The sequence below is a fragment of the Afipia dichlorophenoxyacetatis genome (assembly GCF_055386385.1).
The window spans coordinates 3,364,223-3,383,604 of the sequence record NZ_AP029250.1 but is presented as its reverse complement, the minus strand read 5'-3'; the positions used below and the strand labels follow the sequence as shown (position 1 = coordinate 3,383,604).

Annotated in this window: 18 protein-coding genes; 12 read left to right on the top strand and 6 right to left on the bottom strand. The window is 59.6% G+C overall.

Features of this window, described 5'->3' with window-relative positions; all coding sequences use genetic code 11:
- Position 1 precedes the first annotated feature (1 nt).
- Genes cbiE through cobT form a run of 7 tightly spaced genes read left to right on the top strand, consistent with a single transcriptional unit; the run spans position 2 to position 6,236 of the window.
- The gene (gene cbiE, locus ACZ5C3_RS15955; protein WP_464031178.1) at positions 2 to 1,183 is read left to right on the top strand and encodes a precorrin-6y C5,15-methyltransferase (decarboxylating) subunit CbiE; all 1,182 of its coding nucleotides are present in this window, start codon (positions 2 to 4) and stop codon (positions 1,181 to 1,183) included.
- Positions 1,180 to 1,545 carry a cobalamin biosynthesis protein gene (locus tag ACZ5C3_RS15950; RefSeq protein WP_464031177.1) on the top strand — a complete coding sequence of 122 codons (366 nt, stop codon included), beginning with the start codon at positions 1,180 to 1,182 and terminating at the stop codon, positions 1,543 to 1,545. Before cbiE ends, ACZ5C3_RS15950 begins: the two co-directional genes overlap by 4 nt.
- Positions 1,542 to 2,324, top strand: coding sequence for a precorrin-4 C(11)-methyltransferase (gene cobM, locus ACZ5C3_RS15945; RefSeq protein WP_464031175.1), 783 nt, complete (start codon positions 1,542 to 1,544; stop codon positions 2,322 to 2,324). Before ACZ5C3_RS15950 ends, cobM begins: the two co-directional genes overlap by 4 nt.
- On the top strand, positions 2,324 to 3,634 hold the full coding sequence (locus ACZ5C3_RS15940; RefSeq protein WP_464031173.1) for a cobyrinate a,c-diamide synthase: 1,311 nt from the start codon (positions 2,324 to 2,326) through the stop codon (positions 3,632 to 3,634). Before cobM ends, ACZ5C3_RS15940 begins: the two co-directional genes overlap by 1 nt.
- Positions 3,631 to 4,356: a uroporphyrinogen-III C-methyltransferase gene (gene cobA / locus ACZ5C3_RS15935; RefSeq protein ID WP_464031171.1), complete on the top strand. Its 726-nt coding sequence runs from the start codon at positions 3,631 to 3,633 to the stop codon at positions 4,354 to 4,356. The genes ACZ5C3_RS15940 and cobA overlap by 4 nt, the downstream gene beginning before the upstream one ends.
- 32 nt (positions 4,357 to 4,388) lie before the next feature.
- Positions 4,389 to 5,138, top strand: a complete 750-nt coding sequence (gene cobF / locus ACZ5C3_RS15930) for a precorrin-6A synthase (deacetylating) (protein ID WP_464038353.1) — start codon at positions 4,389 to 4,391, stop codon at positions 5,136 to 5,138.
- A gap of 36 nt (positions 5,139 to 5,174) precedes the next feature.
- Positions 5,175 to 6,236, top strand: coding sequence for a nicotinate-nucleotide--dimethylbenzimidazole phosphoribosyltransferase (gene cobT, locus ACZ5C3_RS15925; protein ID WP_464031170.1), 1,062 nt, complete (start codon positions 5,175 to 5,177; stop codon positions 6,234 to 6,236).
- Between the two features lie 6 nt (positions 6,237 to 6,242).
- Here cobT and ACZ5C3_RS15920 read toward each other — a convergent pair whose 3' ends face one another.
- Both ACZ5C3_RS15920 and ACZ5C3_RS15915 read right to left on the bottom strand, forming a co-directional pair.
- Positions 6,243 to 6,815 (bottom strand): histidine phosphatase family protein, encoded by a 573-nt coding sequence (locus tag ACZ5C3_RS15920; protein ID WP_464031169.1) that lies wholly within the window; start codon positions 6,813 to 6,815, stop codon positions 6,243 to 6,245.
- Positions 6,816 to 6,929: 114 nt separating this feature from the next.
- Complete coding sequence (locus ACZ5C3_RS15915) at positions 6,930 to 8,195, bottom strand: aminopeptidase (protein WP_464031167.1); 1,266 nt, start codon at positions 8,193 to 8,195, stop codon at positions 6,930 to 6,932.
- An 895-nt stretch (positions 8,196 to 9,090) separates the two neighbouring features.
- Between ACZ5C3_RS15915 and ACZ5C3_RS15910 the strand changes: the two genes are divergently transcribed.
- From ACZ5C3_RS15910 to ACZ5C3_RS15895, 4 genes are all read left to right on the top strand, one after another.
- Entirely contained in the window at positions 9,091 to 10,146 is a 1,056-nt protein-coding gene (locus ACZ5C3_RS15910) for an ABC transporter substrate-binding protein (protein WP_464031166.1), read from the top strand.
- Positions 10,147 to 10,203: 57 nt separating this feature from the next.
- Entirely contained in the window at positions 10,204 to 10,293 is a 90-nt protein-coding gene (locus ACZ5C3_RS15905; RefSeq protein WP_464031164.1) for a DUF1330 domain-containing protein, read from the top strand.
- Between the two features lie 232 nt (positions 10,294 to 10,525).
- Complete coding sequence (locus ACZ5C3_RS15900) at positions 10,526 to 11,977, top strand: MFS transporter (RefSeq protein WP_464031162.1); 1,452 nt, start codon at positions 10,526 to 10,528, stop codon at positions 11,975 to 11,977.
- 74 nt (positions 11,978 to 12,051) lie between these two features.
- Complete coding sequence (locus ACZ5C3_RS15895; protein WP_464031161.1) at positions 12,052 to 12,825, top strand: SDR family NAD(P)-dependent oxidoreductase; 774 nt, start codon at positions 12,052 to 12,054, stop codon at positions 12,823 to 12,825.
- A gap of 122 nt (positions 12,826 to 12,947) precedes the next feature.
- Here the strand turns inward: ACZ5C3_RS15895 and ACZ5C3_RS15890 are convergent, their stop codons facing one another.
- Complete coding sequence (locus tag ACZ5C3_RS15890) at positions 12,948 to 13,724, bottom strand: MOSC domain-containing protein (RefSeq protein WP_464031159.1); 777 nt, start codon at positions 13,722 to 13,724, stop codon at positions 12,948 to 12,950.
- Positions 13,725 to 14,140: 416 nt separating this feature from the next.
- On the opposite strand from ACZ5C3_RS15890, the gene ACZ5C3_RS15885 reads away from it, so the two are divergent.
- Positions 14,141 to 15,790, top strand: a complete 1,650-nt coding sequence (locus tag ACZ5C3_RS15885; protein WP_464031157.1) for an acyl-CoA synthetase — start codon at positions 14,141 to 14,143, stop codon at positions 15,788 to 15,790.
- Here the strand turns inward: ACZ5C3_RS15885 and ACZ5C3_RS15880 are convergent.
- Genes ACZ5C3_RS15880 through metG form a run of 3 tightly spaced genes read right to left on the bottom strand, consistent with a single transcriptional unit; the run spans position 15,782 to position 19,370 of the window.
- Entirely contained in the window at positions 15,782 to 16,594 is an 813-nt protein-coding gene (locus ACZ5C3_RS15880) for an MBL fold metallo-hydrolase (RefSeq protein WP_464031156.1), read from the bottom strand. The genes ACZ5C3_RS15885 and ACZ5C3_RS15880 overlap by 9 nt on opposite strands.
- Positions 16,591 to 17,385, bottom strand: a complete 795-nt coding sequence (locus ACZ5C3_RS15875) for a TatD family hydrolase (RefSeq protein WP_464031154.1) — start codon at positions 17,383 to 17,385, stop codon at positions 16,591 to 16,593. The genes ACZ5C3_RS15880 and ACZ5C3_RS15875 overlap by 4 nt, the downstream gene beginning before the upstream one ends.
- Complete coding sequence (gene metG, locus ACZ5C3_RS15870; protein WP_464031152.1) at positions 17,385 to 19,370, bottom strand: methionine--tRNA ligase; 1,986 nt, start codon at positions 19,368 to 19,370, stop codon at positions 17,385 to 17,387. Before metG ends, ACZ5C3_RS15875 begins: the two co-directional genes overlap by 1 nt.
- Positions 19,371 to 19,382 lie beyond the last annotated feature (12 nt).

Genomic DNA, 19,382 nt, shown 5'->3' with positions numbered 1-19,382 from the left:
CGTGGCTGATCCCTGGTTGACCATTATCGGTATCGGCGAAGATGGCCTTGCCGGCCTGTCGGAAGCAAGCCGAAAGGCGCTTGCCGGGGCTGAAATCGTTCTCGGCGGCGAACGTCATCTCGCACTCGCTGGCGTTGCCGACCGAGGCCGTCCATGGCCGATGCCGTTCGACGTGGATTGCGTATTGAGCCATCGCGGCCGGCCGACGGCCGTGCTCGCTTCAGGCGACCCGTTCTGGCACGGCGTCGGCGGCACGCTTGCCAAACAGCTTCATGCCGGCGAATGGATCTCTCACTCTGCACCTTCGACGTTCTCGCTTGCGGCGGCGCGGTTGGGTTGGCGCATCGAGTCCGTCGTGTGTCTCGGTCTCCATGCCGTGCCTTTCGAGCGTCTATTGCCGCATCTGGTGCGCGGTGCGCGGATCATTTGCCTGGTCCGCGACGGCAAGGCAGGTGGTGAGCTCGCCGCCTGGCTCACAGAACGCGGTTGGGGCGCATCACCGCTATGGGCGCTGTCCGCGCTTGGCGGTGCGCGCGAACGCGTCAGGCAGCACCGCGCCGATAGCTATACGGCGGAGCCAGGCGACAGTCTCATGACGATTGCGCTGGAGGCGAGGGGATCGCAGGGGCTCGCGCGCAGTTCAGGTCTTTCAGACGATCTCTTCGTCCACGATGGCCAGATCACCAAGCGGCCGATCCGTGCGTTGGCGCTCTCCGCACTTTCACCGCGGCCCGGCGAAAGGCTCTGGGACATTGGAGCAGGCTCGGGCTCGATCTCTGTCGAATGGGCGTTGTGTGGGGGAAGCGCGATCGCGATTGAGGCTCGCGAAGATCGTGTCGCGAACATTCATCGCAATGCTGCAGCCTTCGGATTGGCGCATCGGATGACAGTCATACAAGGGGCCGCACCGGACATCCTCGCGGACCTCGAGACGCCCGACGCCGTATTCATTGGCGGCGGTCTCAACGTTGCGCTGTTCGACGCTGTCTGGTCGCGCATCGCGGTGGGCACACGGCTGGTCGCACACAGTGTGACACTGGAGACAGAGGCGCTTCTCGCGGAGCTGCATCAGCGCTATGGCGGCGAGTTGATGCGCGTCGAGATCGCGCATGCCGCTCCGTTGGGTCGATACCGATCCTGGGAGGCGTCGCGCTCGGTCGTGCAATGGAGTGCGATCAAATGAGGGTCGTAGGTTTGGGATTCAGGCGCGACGTCACGGTTGTCTCGCTTCGCGAGGTGCTCATGGCTGCCGGTGCCGAAGGCGTCACGGCCATTGCCACGGTGAGTGACAAGGCAGATTCGGATGCTCTGCAACAGTTGGCGCGTGAGCTCAATGTACCGATCAAAGCCATGCCAGCCAACGTGCTTGCGGGCATTGCGACGTTGACCCAGTCCGAGCTTATTCAAGAAAAATTCGGGACCGGTTCGGTTGCCGAAGCCGCAGCGCTCGCCGCCGCCGGGCGCCACGCGCGGCTCGTCGCGACGCGGGTGGTCTCGCAGGATCGAACTGCCACTGCAGCGATCGCAGAAGGAGAGGGCGCATGACCGTGCATTTCATAGGCGCTGGGCCGGGTGCTGCCGATCTGCTGACCCTGCGCGGCCGCGACCTGATCGCTGCTTGTCCGGTGTGTCTCTATGCCGGCTCGCTCGTGCCGGAAGGCGTGCTTGCCCATTGCCCGCCCGGCGCGCGGATCGTCAACACTGCGCTGCTGTCGCTTGATGAGATCGTTGCCGAAATCGCGGCCGCGCATGCGGATGGCAAGGACGTTGCAAGGCTGCATTCCGGTGATCTCTCGATCTGGTCGGCGATGGGTGAACAGTTGCGCCGTCTGCGCGGGCTCAACATTCCGTATTCAATCACACCGGGTGTGCCGGCCTTTTCGGCAGCTGCTGCGGCGCTTGAAGCCGAACTGACGCTGCCGGGTCTTGTGCAGTCCGTGGTGCTGACGCGCACGCCGGGCCGGGCAAGCGCAATGCCGGAAGGGGAGAAGCTCGCCGCCTTCGCCGCGACTGGTGCAGTGCTCGGTATCCATCTGTCGATCCATCTCTTGGACAAAGTGATTGCCGAGTTGACGCCGCATTACGGCGGAGATTGTCCGGTCGCGATCGTCTGGCGTGCGAGCTGGCCCGATCAGCGCATTGTCCGCGCGACACTTGCCACGCTCGACGTCGCGGTCGGCGCCGAGCTTGAGCGCACGGCGCTCATTCTCGTCGGAAAAACGCTGGGGTCGGAGGAGTTCGCCGAGAGCCGCCTTTATGCCGCCGACTACGACCGTCGTTACCGGCCGGTCGGGTCTTCACCGCGCTTCCCGGAGGCATCGTGATGGCAGTCGGCCTTCTCATCTCGGCGCCCGCATCCGGCGTCGGCAAGACCACGCTGACGCTCGCCCTCGCGCACGCCTATCGCGAGCGCGGGCTGACGGTGCAGTGCTTCAAGAGCGGTCCGGATTATATCGACCCTGCCTTTCACGCAGTGGCTACCGGGCGCGCCTCGGTCAATCTCGATAGCTGGGCCATGGATCGTGACACCATCTCAAGCCTCGTCGGCCGAGGCGTCGAGGCCGATCTTGTGCTTGCCGAGGGCTCGATGGGGCTGTTCGACGGCGTTGCCGCACGCGGCGTCACCGGAACGGGTGCGACCGCCGATATTGCTGAGATGATGGGGTGGCCGGTGCTGCTCGTACTCGATCCATCCGGTCAGGCGCAGACGGCCGCGGCGATTGCTACCGGACTGCGCGATTATCGATCGGGCGTGCGTCTTGCAGGCGTCGTGCTTAACCGCATCGCCAGCCCAAGACATGAGGATCTCGTGCGGCGCGCTCTGGCGGATGTCGGCATTGCGATGTTCGGCGCGTTGCCTCGCCATGCCGAAATATCCTTGCCCAAGCGGCATCTTGGTCTGGTACAGGCCGAAGAGCAGGCGGAGGTCGGCGAGCTGATCGCCGCTGCCGCGCGCTTCGTCGCCAAGCATGTCGATCTCGACGCGGTGCTCCAATCGGCCTGCGCTTGGTCGCCGCAGTCTGTTCCCTGCGATCTCGCTGCTAAGCCTCCCGGCCAGCGTATTGCGCTCGCCCGTGATGCTGCGTTCTCTTTCGTCTATCCGCACATGCTCGAGGCCTGGCACGCCTCTGGCGCGGAAATCTCGACGTTCTCACCGCTTGCCGATGAGGCGCCGGACCCAAGCGCGGACGTCTGCTGGCTACCGGGCGGCTATCCGGAACTGCACGCCGGCCGGCTCGCGGCCAATACGCGGTTTCGCAGTGCGTTGCGTGCCTTTGCTGAAACACGCCCGGTGCACGGCGAATGTGGGGGCTATATGGCGCTGGGCACGGCTCTGACCGATGCCGAAGGGACGCGGCATGAGATGGTCGGACTTCTTGGTCTGGAGACGAGTTTTGCCAAGCGTCGCATGCACCTCGGCTATCGGCTTGCGGAACTGGCCGCGCCAATGCCGGGACACAAGATCGGCGCACGGCTGCGTGGGCATGAGTTTCACTATTCCACGATTATCTCGCAACCCGATACACCGCTGGCGATTGTGCGCGATGCGAATGGCGCCACCGTTACGGAAACCGGCTCGCGGCGTGACAACACCACCGGTACGTTCTTCCATCTGATCGCGGAGGACCGGTGAGCGGTTTCGTCTCCTTCATCTCGGCTGGTCCCGGCGATCCCGAGCTCCTGACACTGAAGGGAGCCGCGCGGCTGCGCGAGGCCGACATCGTGCTCTATGACGATCTGGCCTCCGGCGCGATCCTCGATCTGGCGCGCCCCGGCGCCAATCTCGTCGCGGTTGGTAAGCGCGCTGGTCGCCTCTCAACCAAGCAACAGCATGTCAATCAGTTGCTCATCGACTATGCCGGAACGGGCGCGCGCGTGGTCCGCCTGAAATCAGGCGATGCGGGTGTTTTCGGCCGTCTGGAAGAGGAGATCGAGACTCTTCGCGCGGCCGGTATCAATTATGAGATCGTGCCAGGTGTGACTTCAGCCTGCGTCGCGGCTGCACAAGCTGGCATTCCCCTGACGAGACGAAACACCTCGCGCCGGGTTCAGTTCGTGACGGGCGCCGACGTCACCGGTGAATTGCCCGCGAACCTGAATTGGGCGGCCCTGGCCGATCCCGATGCGACGACCGTGGTCTATATGGGCCGCCGCACGTTTCCGGCTTTGGCCGCGAAGCTGATCGAACATGGCCTCGCGCCAGGTACGCCCGCGCTGTTTGCTGAATCCTTAGGCCGCACTGACGAACGCCTCATCCGCACTACCGTCGCCGAGCTCGCTGAACAGCTTCCGCGAGACGACGCAGCGACCGCTGCTGCCGTTATCCTGTTCGGCGCGCTTGCGGGAGATCCGTGATGGCGCCGGAGTCGTTGCCTCTCGCACAGAAGATGCTGACACTCTCCCTGATAGGCATTGGGTGCGGTGATCCCGGCCAGCTCACACTCGCTGCGATCCGCGCGATCAACGCCGCCGATCTCATCCTCATCCCGCGCAAGGGAGCGGGGAAGTCGGACCTTGCCGAATTGCGGCGGGCCATTTGCACTGACGTATTGACCAATGCCCGGACGCGCATTGTGGAATTTGATCTGCCTGTGCGCGATGCTGGCGAGGCAAACTATCGCAAGGGTGTCGACGACTGGCATGACACGATTGCCGCAACCTGGTCGCAAGAGATTGCGAACAATCTCGGAAGCGAAGGGCGTGTGGCGCTCCTGATCTGGGGCGATCCATCGCTCTACGACTCCTCCCTGCGCATCGCGCGCCGGCTTAATCCGTTGCCGACCATCGAAGTGATCCCAGGTATCACCTCGATCCAGGCGCTGTGCGCGGCGCATGCACTGCCGCTGAACGATATTGGCGAGCCGTTTCTCGTCACGACCGGACGGCGGCTGCGTGAGGGCGGCTGGCCGGCGGGTACGGATACTGTGGTCGTGATGCTTGATGGTGGGACGGCCTTTCAGGCACTGGAGCCGAAGGGGCTGCACATCTGGTGGGGCGCCTATCTCGGCATGTCCGATGAAATCATCCTGTCGGGGGCGCTTGCCGAAGTGGGGCCGCGCATCGTCGCTGCACGGCACACGGCGCGTGAACAGCATGGCTGGATCATGGACAGCTACATCCTCAAGCGGAAATCGTGACGAGCTAGCCACAGCATCGTCGAGAGGCGGAATAACATGCTCCCCGAATGGGTTTACCAGGAATGCCCCGATGTCTCGGCCGTCCATCGCGAGGCGGCGCTGTCGAGACAGGCCCAACTCACGAAACCGACCGGCGCGCTTGGCCGGCTCGAGCAGGTTGCGGTCCATCTCGCCGGTCTGCAACGAGCAGAGCAACCGCGCGCCGCGCGCGTGCCGATCATCATCTTTGCCGGCGATCACGGCATCGTTGCGCAAGGCGTCTCGGCCTATCCGCAGGAGGTGACGATCGCCATGATGGCCAACTTCGCCTCGGGCGGAGCTGCGATCTCGGTGTTGGCGCGCGAGTTGGGGGCAAGTCTCGAAGTCGTTGACGCGGGCACGCTAGCGCAATCGCCACTGCCAGGCATCGTCACAGACAAGCCGCGTTGCGGCAGCCGCGATTTCAGCCTCGAGGCGGCGCTCGAGCCTGCGGAATTGGCCTTTGCTTTCGATTGCGGAAAGCGGGCGGTGTTGCGCGCTGAAGCCGGACAACCAGATATGCTTATTCTCGGTGAGATGGGCATCGGCAATACAACGGCATCCGCGGCCATTGCCTCGGCTTTGCTCGGAGTCACCGCTGAAGAGATCGCGGGCAGTGGCACGGGCGTCGATGCCGCGGGCCGCGCTCGCAAGGCACGCCTGATCGATGCCGCGTTGGCGCGCCACAGTCTTACAGCTCAGGGCGTCGCTGCTGAGAAGATTTTGTGCGCGGTTGGTGGTCTTGAAATCGCGGCCATTTGCGGTGCGATCATTGCGGCAGCACAGCGTCGTATCCCGATCCTTGTCGATGGTTTTATCGTCTCGGTGGCTGCGTTGGCTGCAGTCCGTATCAATCCGTCCTGTCAGCCGTTTCTGCTGCCTTCGCATCAATCGGCGGAGCAGGGGCACCATATGGTTCTTCGCGCCCTGAATGTTCACCCGCTGGTGAGTTTGGACCTGAGGCTTGGCGAGGGGTCTGGTGCGGCGATCGCTTTGCCGCTCGTGCGGCTCGCATGCGCCCTGCACAACGGTATGGCGACCTTTGCGCAGGCCAACGTGCCGGATCGCCCCGTCGGATGATGGGGGTTACGTCAGTCTCTGATTGACCGACACGATCCGCCAGCCATTCGACAGCCGGTCGATGCGAGTGAGGGAGAGCGGGTTGATGACGAAGCGCAGCGCGGCCTCCGGGGTGAGGTCCAGCGCAATGCACAGCGCGGCGCGAATGGTGCCGGAATGGACCACAAGGTTTGCCGAACCCTGCGCGATCTGGTCGAGGCCGCGCCGAACCCGAGCGACTTGATCCTCAAAGCTTTCACCGCCCGGCGGTCGTGCGCGGGCGGCATCGCTCCAGAACGCTCCGTAATCGTCGCCGCCAGCGGCAGCAAGATCGTCGTGGCGATGCCCGGTCCAGTCGCCAAAATCTTGCTCCCGGAATTCAGGGACGGGGACCGGATCAAGCCCTAGCGCACGTGCCGTATCGACAGTGCGCCGCGCCGGGCTTGCGTAGCTCATGGCACCCGGAGGAAGGAACCGTCGCAGCGCGTCCAGTTGCGGCTGGTCACCGAGATCGGCTGGCGCGTCTGAGGCATGGATCGTCCCCGCGACGCCGTCGACGACCGCATGCCGGATCAACCAAAGGGAGAGGTCTTCCTCCATGTCGTTATATCTCCAGAGTAGTGCGAGCTACCTGCGATAGGCACCACCAACTGCGCGATTGTCAATCGCGAGAGGTCCGCAGTCCTCCAGCACTTGATGATGCTTTGGAGTTGGCTATCCACCCGTAGCCCATTCGCCCTTACGGAACACTGGCACCCGACGCCCATCGGCATAAACGCCGTCGATATCGGTCTCGTTTGTGCCGATCATCCAGTCAATGTGGATCAAGCTCTTGTTGCCGCCTTGCGCAGCGATCTGTTCAGGCGAGAGTTTGTCGCCATTGACGAAACATTTCGAATAGCACTGACCGAGCGCGATGTGAGAGGCGGCATTTTCGTCGAACAGAGTATTGTAGAACAATAATCCACTTTTCGAGATCGGCGACGAATGCGGCACCAACGCCACTTCGCCCAGGCGCCGTGCGCCTTCGTCGGTATCGAGCACCTTATTCAGAACTTCCGCGCCGCGCGATGCCTTGGCCTCCACAATGCGCCCATCTTCGAATTGAACGGCGATATTGTCGATCAATGTGCCCTGATAGGAAAGGGGCTTGGAGCTCACGACATGGCCGACAACGCGCCGCGCGTGGGGCGTCGTAAAGACCTCCTCGGTGGGAATGTTCGCGTTGCAAGTAATGCCGTTCTTGGCCGTCGAAGCGCCGCCCTGCCATTCGTGGCCATCGGCAAGGCCAATCGTCAGATCTGTGCCGGGGCCTGTGTAATGAAGAGAGTCGAAGCGCTGCCCATTGAGCCATTCGGTCCGTTCACGCAGATTGGCGTTGTGCTTTTCCCAGGATGCGACGGCGTCTTCGTTATCTACCCGCGAAGCACTGAAAATCGCTTCCGCGAGTTTGGCCAGCGCTCCGTCTTCGCTCTCGTTGGGGAAGACCTGCTTTGCCCATGCCGCACTGGGATAAGCCACGATGTTCCAGTTAATGTCGAAGCTGACAATTTTCTCGAGAGCAGGCTTGTAGGCCATTGAATTGGCCTTGCTGGCGCGCGCAACATTGGCGGGATCTTGCCCCGACAGCAACATCGGATTGTCTCCGACGATCGCAAGCCTCGCCGTGTTGCCGGCAAACGCTTTAGCCATGCCTTCGTATAACCAGCCAGCAGCCCGATCGAAGCTGATGTCCGATCCGAACCGATAACGCGCCAATGTGATTTCATCATCAGAGAAAAAGGGTGTCACCAGACCGGCGCCGGCTTTGTAGGCATGTTCAACGACTTTTCGCACAAACGGCAGTGCTGCGTTTGGCGCCGTGACCAACAAATCCTGTCCCGGCTGGAGTCGAAGACCCACTTTGATCGCGACTTCAGCGAGACGATCCAGCTTAACGGGATCGATTGGAGCGATAATCTTGCCGTCTTGAGTGTGCATGATGGAGCAGGGCCTAGCTTGGGATGTTACGTCTGAAGAACAGCTTTACAATAGTTTCTGGCATCTGATTACGCGTGATTTCGCCTATATGTCATCCGACATTTCATAGGCTTTTTGTAGTCCAAATATGGGAATCGAATCTTCCCAAGGTAGATAGTTCGCACCGGGCGAACGATCGCCGGTTGGATAGCGCGGTCGTAGTAGGTTCGCGGCTTGGGCTGGGTGCAGAGACATTTGCATTTCGCGAAGCGATCTTAGGGGGCGAGGGGTGTCCGCTTTCCGTATTATCATCGTGTGGGTCTGGGCATCTTCGGCGGACGGTCGAGGCAAGTTTGAGATTGCTGGCCTTATGGTCGGCCAGCAAATCGAAGCCACAGCTCGATCGCTGTCGCATTCATTGCGCACAGATGCGTCTCCGGGCAATCGCTATTGTTCGGTCAGTTTGTTGATGATCAACGTGCATTTAACGAACGTACAGTTGTCGAAGCGACTGAAGCTTACATGGCCGTCTAAATCGAAATCTCAGGAAAGTCTCCTGCCAAAAAATCGCGCTCCTCGTTATATCAAACCCGACCGGCAGTAGTTTGTCGCGCTGCAAAAACGATCGATTTGTGCAATGCGCAATTTGTCTCATTAGTCCGATGTTTAACATCGGATGATTGTCAGCTCGACATTTGTCATGTTAGCCTTTGTCGTTGCTAAAGCCTTGCAATTCGAAAAATCGGCTTAATCGTTTAGCCGGCAAATTGCTCGCTGGTCCGTGCGGGCGAAGACAAAGAGATCCTCGGTGACGTCGGAGATCTCGAATAAAAATGTGGGAGTCAAAGGAACCGAATTTGCGGTCGCCAGCCGTTTTAGTGATCCGCATCCGGCCAACGAAAGAGGGAGGATAAACATGAGAAGATCGCTTCTGCTGGGGGCAGCGTTGATGTTGATCAATTTCGCGGCGCAGGCGCAAGATTTGATCAAACTGAACGTCGGGATGGTCAGCGCCATCGACATGCTGGCATTGCCCGTCGCTACGGAGCGCGGATTTTTTGAAAAGCAGGGCCTCGATGTTACGATCGCGCGACCTTACGCGACTGGTGTGGATGCGTTAAATGCGCTTCAAGCCGGCGAAACTAACATTGTTCAGGTGGGCGTGCCCATGATCGGAGCCGTGCTAAAGGGCATGGACCTTGTCGCGCTCGGAAATTTCAGTGGAAACCCTACTAAAACAGGTTCCGACGCGACAATGGCTGTCGTCGCGCGTGAAGGATCCGGGATCGTTAAGGGGGACTTGAAAAGCCTGAAGGGAAAGAAGATCGCGACGTCCTTTGGGACCATCAACCACCTGTACATTCTCGGGCTACTCGACAAGGCGGGTTTGACGCCGAGCGATGTGACGCTGGTGAACACGCCGCCGCCGGATATGACGGTTGCGCTGTTGGCGAAGGGGATTGATGCTTTTTCCGGATGGGATCCTTGGCCAATCGTTGCGCAAAAAGATGTTCCTGGTGCGTTTGAAGTCATCCGCGGAGGGAACGTGATCGCCTATCTCGGCTTTGCGGTCGCTCTGCGTCCCTGGGTTAGTAAGAATGAGGCGATTGTAGAGAAGTTCCTCGCTGCGACGTCCGAAGCAGATCAATGGATGCGCAAGAATCCCAAGCAGGCCGCAGCTATCGCAACCCGATGGATTCCAGGCTTGAAGCTGGACGTCGCTGAAACCGCGATGCAGTTCAATGTCCAGCAACTCGATCGACGACTATCGGCCAATAACTATCGCGCACTCTGGAGCGCGCAAGACCGGCTGTCGCGACTTGGCATCCTCAAGTCGACATTTGATGTCAACAAACATATCGAGCCAAAGCCCATCCTGAACGTGATGAAAGCACATCCAGAACTGTTCGCCGATCTTCCACCTATTCCAGCCGATGCCGCGATTGGGCCAGGCTTTGTTTTCAAGCCATAGATGCAGAAGGCAGGCACAGATTTTCCACCATCGTCGTTACGCTGAAAGGAAGAAGTTATGGCAAAGGGCTACTGGATCGGACGCGTCGACGTGCATGACAACGATGGCTATCAAGAGTACGTCGCGCGGAATGGTCCTGCGGGTTGAGAAAGCTCACAAGCAAATCTAGCACGACTATTCCAAAGAATTCCTAACAGCTCGGATTGTCCGCATGGCTCTACAGTCTTGCGGAGAATGAGCACCTGTTCATGCTCATCGTCATGGTGCGCTCACGGGTCGCTACCACCAGACCGGTCCACGAGAAGCTTCACAGGACGATTAAGCGCACATGCTTTGCTGATCCAGTGAAATAGTCCATCTGCCGCGCCTATCGATCGTAGTGGAGAGACGGCGCAAAAGAAAAGAAACAACTTGGCGTCCAGTCGAGCAAAAAACAACTTGGGGAGAGTCTTTCATGACAATAGAAAATTCCATACCGCAACCGTTGATGTCGGAGGCGACAAAGGCGGTGCTCCGTAAGGCATCTTGGCGCATCGTGCCGCTCTTCGTGGCCTGTTTCGTCATGTCCTATCTCGATCGCGTGAATGTTAGCTTTGCCAAGCTGCAGATGCAGGGCGAGTTGGGTCTCTCCGAAGCTGCGTATGGCTTTGGCGCGAGCATCTTCTTCGTCGGCTATCTGCTGTTCGAGGTGCCGAGCAACATCATCCTTGCTAAGGTGGGATCCAGGCGCTGGATTGCTCGCATCATGATCAGTTGGGGCATCGCTTCGGCGGCCATGATGTTCGTGCGTTCGGAAACGGTTTTCTATCTGTTGCGCTTTCTGCTCGGCGTGCTGGAGGCTGGATTCGTGCCGGGCGTGGTTTATTGTTTCATGCACTGGTTTCCAGCCAGCTTGCGCGGCCGTATAAACTCCTTCTTCTTCATGTCTATCGCGCTCTGCGGGTTAATCGGCGGTCCAATTTCAGGCGCCATCATGAAATACATGGATGCCATTGGTGGCTTGGCCGGGTGGCAGTGGCTGTTTCTTCTCGAGGGAATTCCCTCGGTGTTGCTCGGGCTGCTGGTCTTGATTGTCCTTGATGATCACATCGACGACGCCAAGTGGCTGACCTCGGATGAAAAGGCTCTGCTGAAGGCCCGTCTTGCTCAAGACCCCAAGGTGAGCAACACTCATTCGTTTGGTGCGGCGCTTAAGGAACCATCCACCTACATTTTCTCGATTATCTATCTCGGTCTTGCCATGGGTATTTACGGCATCATCTTCTGGATGCCCCAGCTCGTGAAAACCGCAGGCACCACTGACACCTTCATCATCGGCCTTATCACGATGATCCCTTATCTGGTGGCCTTGGTTCTGATTCCCATGATCGCCCGCAGTTCTGACCGAATGGGCGAGCGACGTTGGCACCTAGTGGGTTGCGCGATTGCGGGCATGATGGGCTATGTGATCTGCGGCGCGTTCGGCAATAGTCTATTAGCGCTCTTGATCGGCCTCTCAGTGGCTGCGACCGGTATCATTGGCTCCTTCGGTCTGTTCTGGTTGCTGCCATCTCGAATGCTCAGCGGCGTAGCCGCGGCGGCTGGCATCGCGCTCATCAATTCCATCGGTCAGATCGGAGGGATCATTGGCCCCTACGCAGTGGGGTTGGTGAAGGACGCTACTGGAAGTGCTGATATGGCCCTTTACGGCATCGCGGCGGTATGTGGATTCTCCGGCGTACTAGTCGCATGGTGCCTGCCTCGCAGCCTCTACGCACGCGACCATCAAGTAAATATCGAAGGACGCGCCGCACAGACGGCCGCCTTCGTACCGGCTTCGCAGAAAGCTTAAAGCCGAAACTTCAACAATTTGCCGCCGACGAAATTCGCCGGCGGCTTCCTCTCTCTCGACCTGGAGTTCACTCAATGTTGGGTTCTGCGCGCTTCGGCCTTGAAGGCAAGGTGGTTATGATAACTGGCGCTAACCGGGGACTTGGGCGCGTTATCGCGCAAGCTTGCGCGGCCTCCGGGGCGGACGTCGTTCTCGGTGCGCGCAACCAGGCCGACGCGGCGAAGGTCGCAGAAGAATGCCGAAACTTTGGACATCGCGCCCACGCCATGGCGCTCGAACTAACCGAGGTCGCCGGTATCAATAGTTTCGTTGCCGAGGCCGTTGCTGAGATGGGCCGTATCGACGTCCTGGTCAATAATGCCGGCATCACTATCGTCAAGCCGGCTGTCGAGTTCACCGAGGACGAATTCGACGCAGTGTCAGATATCAATTTTAAAGGCGCTTTTTTCACCGCGACTGCAGTCGCCCGTTCGATGATTGAGAGGAAGGTGAGGGGCGCGGTTATCAATATCAGCTCTCAAGTCGGTCATGTGGGTGCACCGCTCCGCGCAGTCTATGCGGGCAGCAAGGGCGCGCTCAATCAATTGACCAAGACGTTAGCTGGCGAGTGGGCTCCGTACGACATCACTGTCAATGGCGTCTCACCAACGTTTACCCGCTCGGATATGCTAGAGCAGGCGATGCTAAATCCTGCCTTCCGGGCGATGGTCGAGCGCGTGCCACTGGGTCGGCCAGCAGAACCTGATGAGATTGCCTCCGCCGTTCTTTATCTTGCAAGCGATGCTGCGCGAATGGTGACGGGTCATACCATCCTTGTAGATGGCGGCTATACAAGCATACGAAACTGAGATGTTCAGGTCAGCGCAGAATGATGATCGTCTTCAACAAGCCGATCGAGTTTCGCCGGTACACACGATGCGCGACTGATGACTGGACGGCGCTCAGGGGTAGTGACGCGCGGATTGTGCCGCTAGACGGGGAGTGTGATGCGATCGCCCACTCTCAATATCCCGCCCTCTAAGACCGTCACGTATATGCCAAGATCGCCGTGTCCGTAACGCTCAAGCAATTCGAGCGGGACGCGGATATCGCGCTCCGCGGTATCGGGGTTTACTTCGGTCGCCGGGCAGCGTTTCGTGCGACGCACACCCCGCACAATGATATCTCCGATACGAAAGGTTTGATCTAGCAGATCGAACTCGCTCCATGGCTCAATGCCATCGACGAGAAGGTTGCCGCGGAAGCGTCTCGGATCCACAGGTTTTCCGAGTTTTTCTTCGAACGCGCGTACGGTTGCCAGGTTGATGACGGAGATAGATTCCATGAGGAGCGGAGAGTGAACGCTGATGTCCGTAAAGCGATGGTTGTTGCCTTTAACAATGCGGGGCTTGCCCCCGAGCTCAGCTCCGACGAAGTCATGTAGCGCCCGTTCTAGCGTATTGCGACCGTCTTGAGTTTCGAGGTTGCCGGACGCGACTAGTGATCCGGCTCGGGACAGCGAGAGCGTCGAGGTTTGAGAGTCGAGTTGGCTCTGCAGCGCGGCCAATCGAGCGAACCGGGCGAGGACGGCAAATTTCGTCTTAGGTAATGGGCGAGGATTGTTTTCGTCGAATTCTGTATCCGCCAGCGCGAGTGCATACTCTCGGTCTTGGGGGATACCGCGGCCGACGACAAGGTTGATTTCATCGAGATCTTCTGAGGATAATCCCTTTATGGGGAAACGACGAATTCCTTCAAGTCTGGCCATCGAAAGTCCTTTTCGTAGTTCTTTGCGCGGTACGCATCCCGGTGGTCCGCGGAGAACCCGAAGCGTCTGGCGGCTTACCTTACTCAGGAAAACCGCCCAGTGCCAAAGTTGGGTCCAGCCAACAAAAAATTGAGCGCGTTGGGCACGGGCAGTGCAGGAATCTAGCGAGCACGACACAGGGGCACAGCCGCGCGATCCTATATCCATAATTCGCATAAGGTATATTATGGAATATAAATTACCATAGCAATATCAGATAGATCGACGAAACATTCGATAAAATGCTCTCGAAATTTGGTTTGATCGAGATCACAATACTGGCCTGCCACAGCGTGTAATTGACCGTGTGCGCGCCCACTGTAGAACGTCACGACGAACCAGAAGCTGCGGCCAAAAAACATTTTCGAGGAACGCCAATGAGCATCGATCAGGGTCACTACAGCGTTGGGCTGGACAAGACCCCGGCCAACTATGTGCCGCTGTCGCCATTGAGCTTCCTGGTTCGCAGCGCAAGCGTTTATCCGCAGCTCCCAAGCGCCGTCTATGAAGGCCGGGTCTTTACCTGGGCTGAAACGTTCGAGCGCTGCAAGCGCTTTGCGTCGTTCCTGGCACGCCGTGGGATTGGCCGTGGCGACACCGTCGCTGCGATGCTGCCGAACCTCCCAGCAATGAACGAAGCCCATTTTGCCGTGCCCATGGCCGGCGCTGTGCTCAATGCTCTCAATATCCGCCTGGACGCGGCTTCCATTGCCTTCCAGCTCGATCACGGTGGCGCCAAGATCATTCTCGTTGATCCCGAGTTCGCTGGCGTGATTTCCGAAGCCCTGAGTCTGATGACCGGTCCAAAGCCACTGGTGATCGATGTCGACGATGCTGCGTTCGCTGGTGGGCACCGGATCGGCGAACTCGAGTACGAAGAGGCCGTCGGATCGGGCGGTCCGGACTTCGCTTGGATGACACCGCAGGACGAATGGGATGCGATTGCGCTCGGCTATACGTCCGGCACCACGGGTAATCCCAAGGGTGTCGTGACGCATCACCGGGGCGCCTATCTCAATGCGGTCAGCAACATCCTTGCAGGCAATCTCGGCACCCATCCGATCTACCTCTGGACCTTGCCGATGTTTCACTGCAACGGCTGGTGCTTTCCCTGGACGATCGCCGCAACGGCCGGTGTGAATGTCTGCCTACGCAAGGTCGATCCAACCAAGATCTTTCAGCTCATTGCAGACCATGGCGTGACCCACATGTGCGGCGCGCCGATCGTCTACAACACGCTGATCAACGCACCGGACGCGCCAAAGGGACAAGCGTCCAAACATGTGATTGGGCTGATCGCGGGCGCCGCGCCGCCTGTTGCGGTCCTGGAGGGCGCGGAAAACATCGGCATCAAGATCACCCACGTGTATGGGCTGACCGAGGTCTACGGCCCCGCCTCCGTCTGTGCTGAGCAGCCAGGTTGGGACGAGCTTCCCGCCGAGGAGCGCGCGCAGCTCAAGCGTCGGCAGGGCGTGCCCTATCCGCTTCAGGAAGCAGTGACAGTGCTCGATCCCGAGACCATGCAGGAAGTGCCGCGCGATGGAGAAACCATCGGCGAAGTCATGTTTCGCGGCAACATCGTCATGAAGGGCTATCTGAAGAACGAGAAGGCGACGCAGGAAGCGTTTGCCGGCGGCTGGTTTCATACCGGCGATCTCGGCGTGCTCGACAAGGACGGCTACGTCATCATCAAGGATCGTTCGAAGGACATCATCATTTCCGGCGGCGAGAATATCTCGTCCGTGGAGGTCGAGGACGTGCTGTACAAGCATCCGGCCGTATTGTTTGCGGCCGTGGTGGCGAAGCCTGACGCCAAATGGGGCGAGGTGCCTTGCGCTTTCATCGAGCTTAAATCAGGTGCCGAGGCGACCGAGGCTGAAATCCTGAGCTACTGCAAAGCAAAGCTCCCGGGATTCAAGTCACCGAAAGCCGTGGTGTTCGGCCCTATTCCCAAGACCTCGACCGGTAAGATTCAGAAATTCACGCTGCGGGCGCAGCTTGATTCCGCGAAAGCGATTTCAGCCTAAGTCTTGAGCGTCGAGCGTGAGCCGCATTCCGTCGTATCCCGGCACGATGTGCGGCGGCAGCTTGGCGCGCAGCTCATCGTAGTCCAGATCGGAATGCAGGTTCGTCAGCACTGCCCGGCGCGGCTTGAACTTCTCGATCCATGACAGCGCATCCTTGAGGCTGAAATGGCTTGGGTGCTGAGTGTAGCGCAAGGCATCGATGATCCAGAGATCCAGGTTCTCCAGCGTCGGCCAGCTTTTCTCGGGAATATCGTTGACGTCCGGCGTGTAAGCGGCGTCGCCAATCCGATAGCCGAGCGCCGGAATGTTACCGTGCTGAACCAGGAATGCGGTCAGGGCGAGGGAGCCGCCCTTCCCGTCGATTGTCTTGGTTTCGCTCGCCTCGATCCAGTGATTGGTCAGGATCGCCGGGTAGTCGCTGCCTGGCGCTTGCTGGAAGCAGTATGAAAAGCGGACCAGGACGTCCTTCGCGGTCGACGCATTCAGGAAGACAGGAATGCGGCTGCGCTGATGGAGCACCACCGAGCGCAGGTCGTCGATGCCATGGGTCTGGTCGGCATGCTCGTGCGTCAGGAAGACGGCCTCAAGATGATCCACATTCGCGTCGATCAGCTGCTCGCGCAGGTCTGGAGATGTGTCGATCAGAACCCTGGTGATGCCCTCTGCGCTCGCTTTCTCGGCCAGCAGTGAGCAGCGGCGGCGGCGATTCTTGGGATTGTTCGGGTCGCAAGCTCCCCACCCGAGTGCTGGGCGTGGCACACCGGCTGAGGATCCGGAGCCCAGAATGGTGAGCGTTACCGTCATGCAGCCTTTGCGTCCGGGCGCGGCACTTTGTTGAACAAACGGAAGAAGTTCTCCGTCGTGTGTTGTGAAATTTCTTCAAGCGAGACGCCGCGTGTTTCAGCCAACACGCGCGCGGTTTCCACTACGAACGACGGCTCGTTGCGCTTTCCGCGATACTTGCCCGGCGCGAGGTAGGGCGCGTCGGTCTCGACCATGATGCGATCGGCCGGCAATTCGGCGGCGATGTCGCGGATGGCCTGGGAGTTCTTGAACGTCAGAATGCCGGTGAACGAGATCGACAGCCCGTGGGCGATCGCTTTCATCGCGAGATCCCGGCCGCCTGTGTAGCAATGCAGGACGGCCTTGAATGGACCCTTGGCCATCTCCTCATCGAGGATACGACCGCAAGCCTCGTCCGCCTCGCGCGTGTGGATGACGAGCGGCAGGCCAGTGGCCCGGGCCGCCGCGATGTGGGCGCGGAAGCCCCGCTCCTGCGCCTCCGGCGAGCCGTCCTTGTAGAAGTTGTCCAGTCCTGCCTCACCGAGCGCCACCACCTTGGGATGCCTGGTCAGTGCGATGAGTTCGTCGGCCGTGATGCCGTCTTCCTCATCTGCCTGATGCGGATGTGTTCCCACCGAGCAGTAAACATTGGGATATCGCTGCGCGAGCGCCAGCAACGTGTCGATGCGGCGGACACGGGTCGAGATCGTCACGATGCGCCCGACACCAGCGGCCTCGGCGCGCGAGACAATCCCGTCGAGGTCGTCGGCGAAATCAGGGAAGTCGAGATGGCAGTGACTATCGACGAGCATCAGGCCTTGCCCTTGTCGTCCGTGGGCTCCACGTAGCGCGGAAAAACCGGTGCCGGTGGAGGCAGTTGACTGCCGGCCTTGATGCGAGTTGCGAGCGAGGCGAAGTCCCGTTCGCCCTCGCCGATCCCGAGAATATCCAGCAGCTTGCCGGCGGCTTCCGGGATCGCGGGCTGCGCCATGATGGCGATCTGGCGGACAACTTCCGCCGTCACATAAAGAACCGTCTTCTGCCGCGCTGGATCGGTCTTGGCGAGCGCCCACGGTGCCTCTCCCGCAAAGTAGCGGTTGGCCTCCGCAACAACGGCCCAGATCGTGTTCAAAGCCTGATGGATCTGCTGCGTGCTCATGGCCTCGCGCGCGGGCGCGAGCATACCGTCGGCCATGGCAAGGATTGCCTTGTCATTGTCGGTGAAGGCTCCTGGCTCCGGCAGTACGCCGCCAAATTGCTTGCCGATCATGGACAGCGAGCGTTGCGCCAGGTTGCCCAGGTCGTTGGCAAGGTCCGCGTTGGTGCGCGCAACGATGGCTTCGTGATTGTAGTTACCGTCCTGGCCGAACGGCACTTCGCGCAGCAGGAAGTAACGAAGCTGATCGACGCCGTATTGGTCCGCCAGATTGAACGGATCCACGACGTTGCCGACGGACTTCGACATTTTCTCGCCGCGGTTGAACAGGAATCCGTGGGCATAGACGCGCTTCTGAATCGGGATGCCGGCCGACATCAAAAACGCGGGCCAATACACGGCATGGAAACGGATAATGTCTTTGCCGATGATGTGGACGTCAGCCGGCCAATATCGCCAGTTCTTGTCGGATTCATCGGGGAAACCGACGCCGGTGATATAGTTGGTCAACGCGTCGACCCAGACATACATCACGTGTTCTTCGTCGCCGGGCACCTTCACGCCCCAGTCGAAGGTGGTTCGCGAAATCGACAGGTCCTTTAGCCCGCCTTTGACGAAGCTGATGACCTCGTTCTTGCGGACGTCCGGGCCGATGAAATCGGGCTGGCTTTCATAGAGCGCGAGCAGCTTGTCCTCATAAGCGGAGAGCTCGAAGAAATAGCTCTTCTCCTCAACCCACTCGACCGGCGTTCCCTGCGGTCCGCGGCGCACGTTGTCCTCGCCCACAGTGGTTTCTTCTTCAGCGTAGTAGGCTTCGTCGCGGACCGAATACCAGCCGGAATAGGTGTCGGAATAGATGTCGCCGTTGGCAGCCATGCGGCGCCAGATTTCCTGACTGGATTCGTGATGCTGCTGCTCCGACGTTCGGATGAAGCGATCGAACGAAATGTTCAGCCGCTGATCCATCTCTTTGAAACGCGCAGCGTTACGCGTCGCAAGCTCAGCGGGAGTCAGGCCTTCCTTCTGCGCGGTCTGAACCATCTTCAGGCCGTGCTCGTCCGTTCCCGTCAGGAAAAACACATCCTTGCCATCGAGGCGCTGAAAGCGCGCCAGGGCATCGGTCGCGATCGCCTCATAGGCGTGTCCGATGTGCGGGGCGCCATTCGGGTAGGCAATCGCGGTGGTGATGTAGAATGTATTTTGCGCGCGATCCTCAGTGCCCTTCACAATTGGTTGGGCGACCACTGCCGGATTCGCGACGGATTTCTTGATCGCTTTGCGTGCGGTCTTCCCTGATTTTTCAACCGGCTTCGTTGCGGCTTTCTTCACCGTCGTCGGAGCTTCAGCGGGCTTTTTGGACGGCCGCTTCTCGGCAGCTGCTTTCTTGACCGTTGTTTTTTTCGTCGCGGTCTTTTTGGCCGCCGTCTTTTTGGTACCGGCCTTTTTGGTTACGGTCTTTTTTGCAGCGGCCTTCTTCGGTGAAGCTTTTTTTGCCGTCGCCTTCTTGGCAGCTTTTTTCACCGAAGATTTGCGCGCGCTCTTTTTCGACGCACGTGTAGCCGTCGCCTTGCGGGCTTTCTTGACAGCCTTTTTTTGCTTTTTCGCTGTCGTTTTCTTCGCGGTCTTTTTCTTTTTGGCCATCACGCTTCCTTA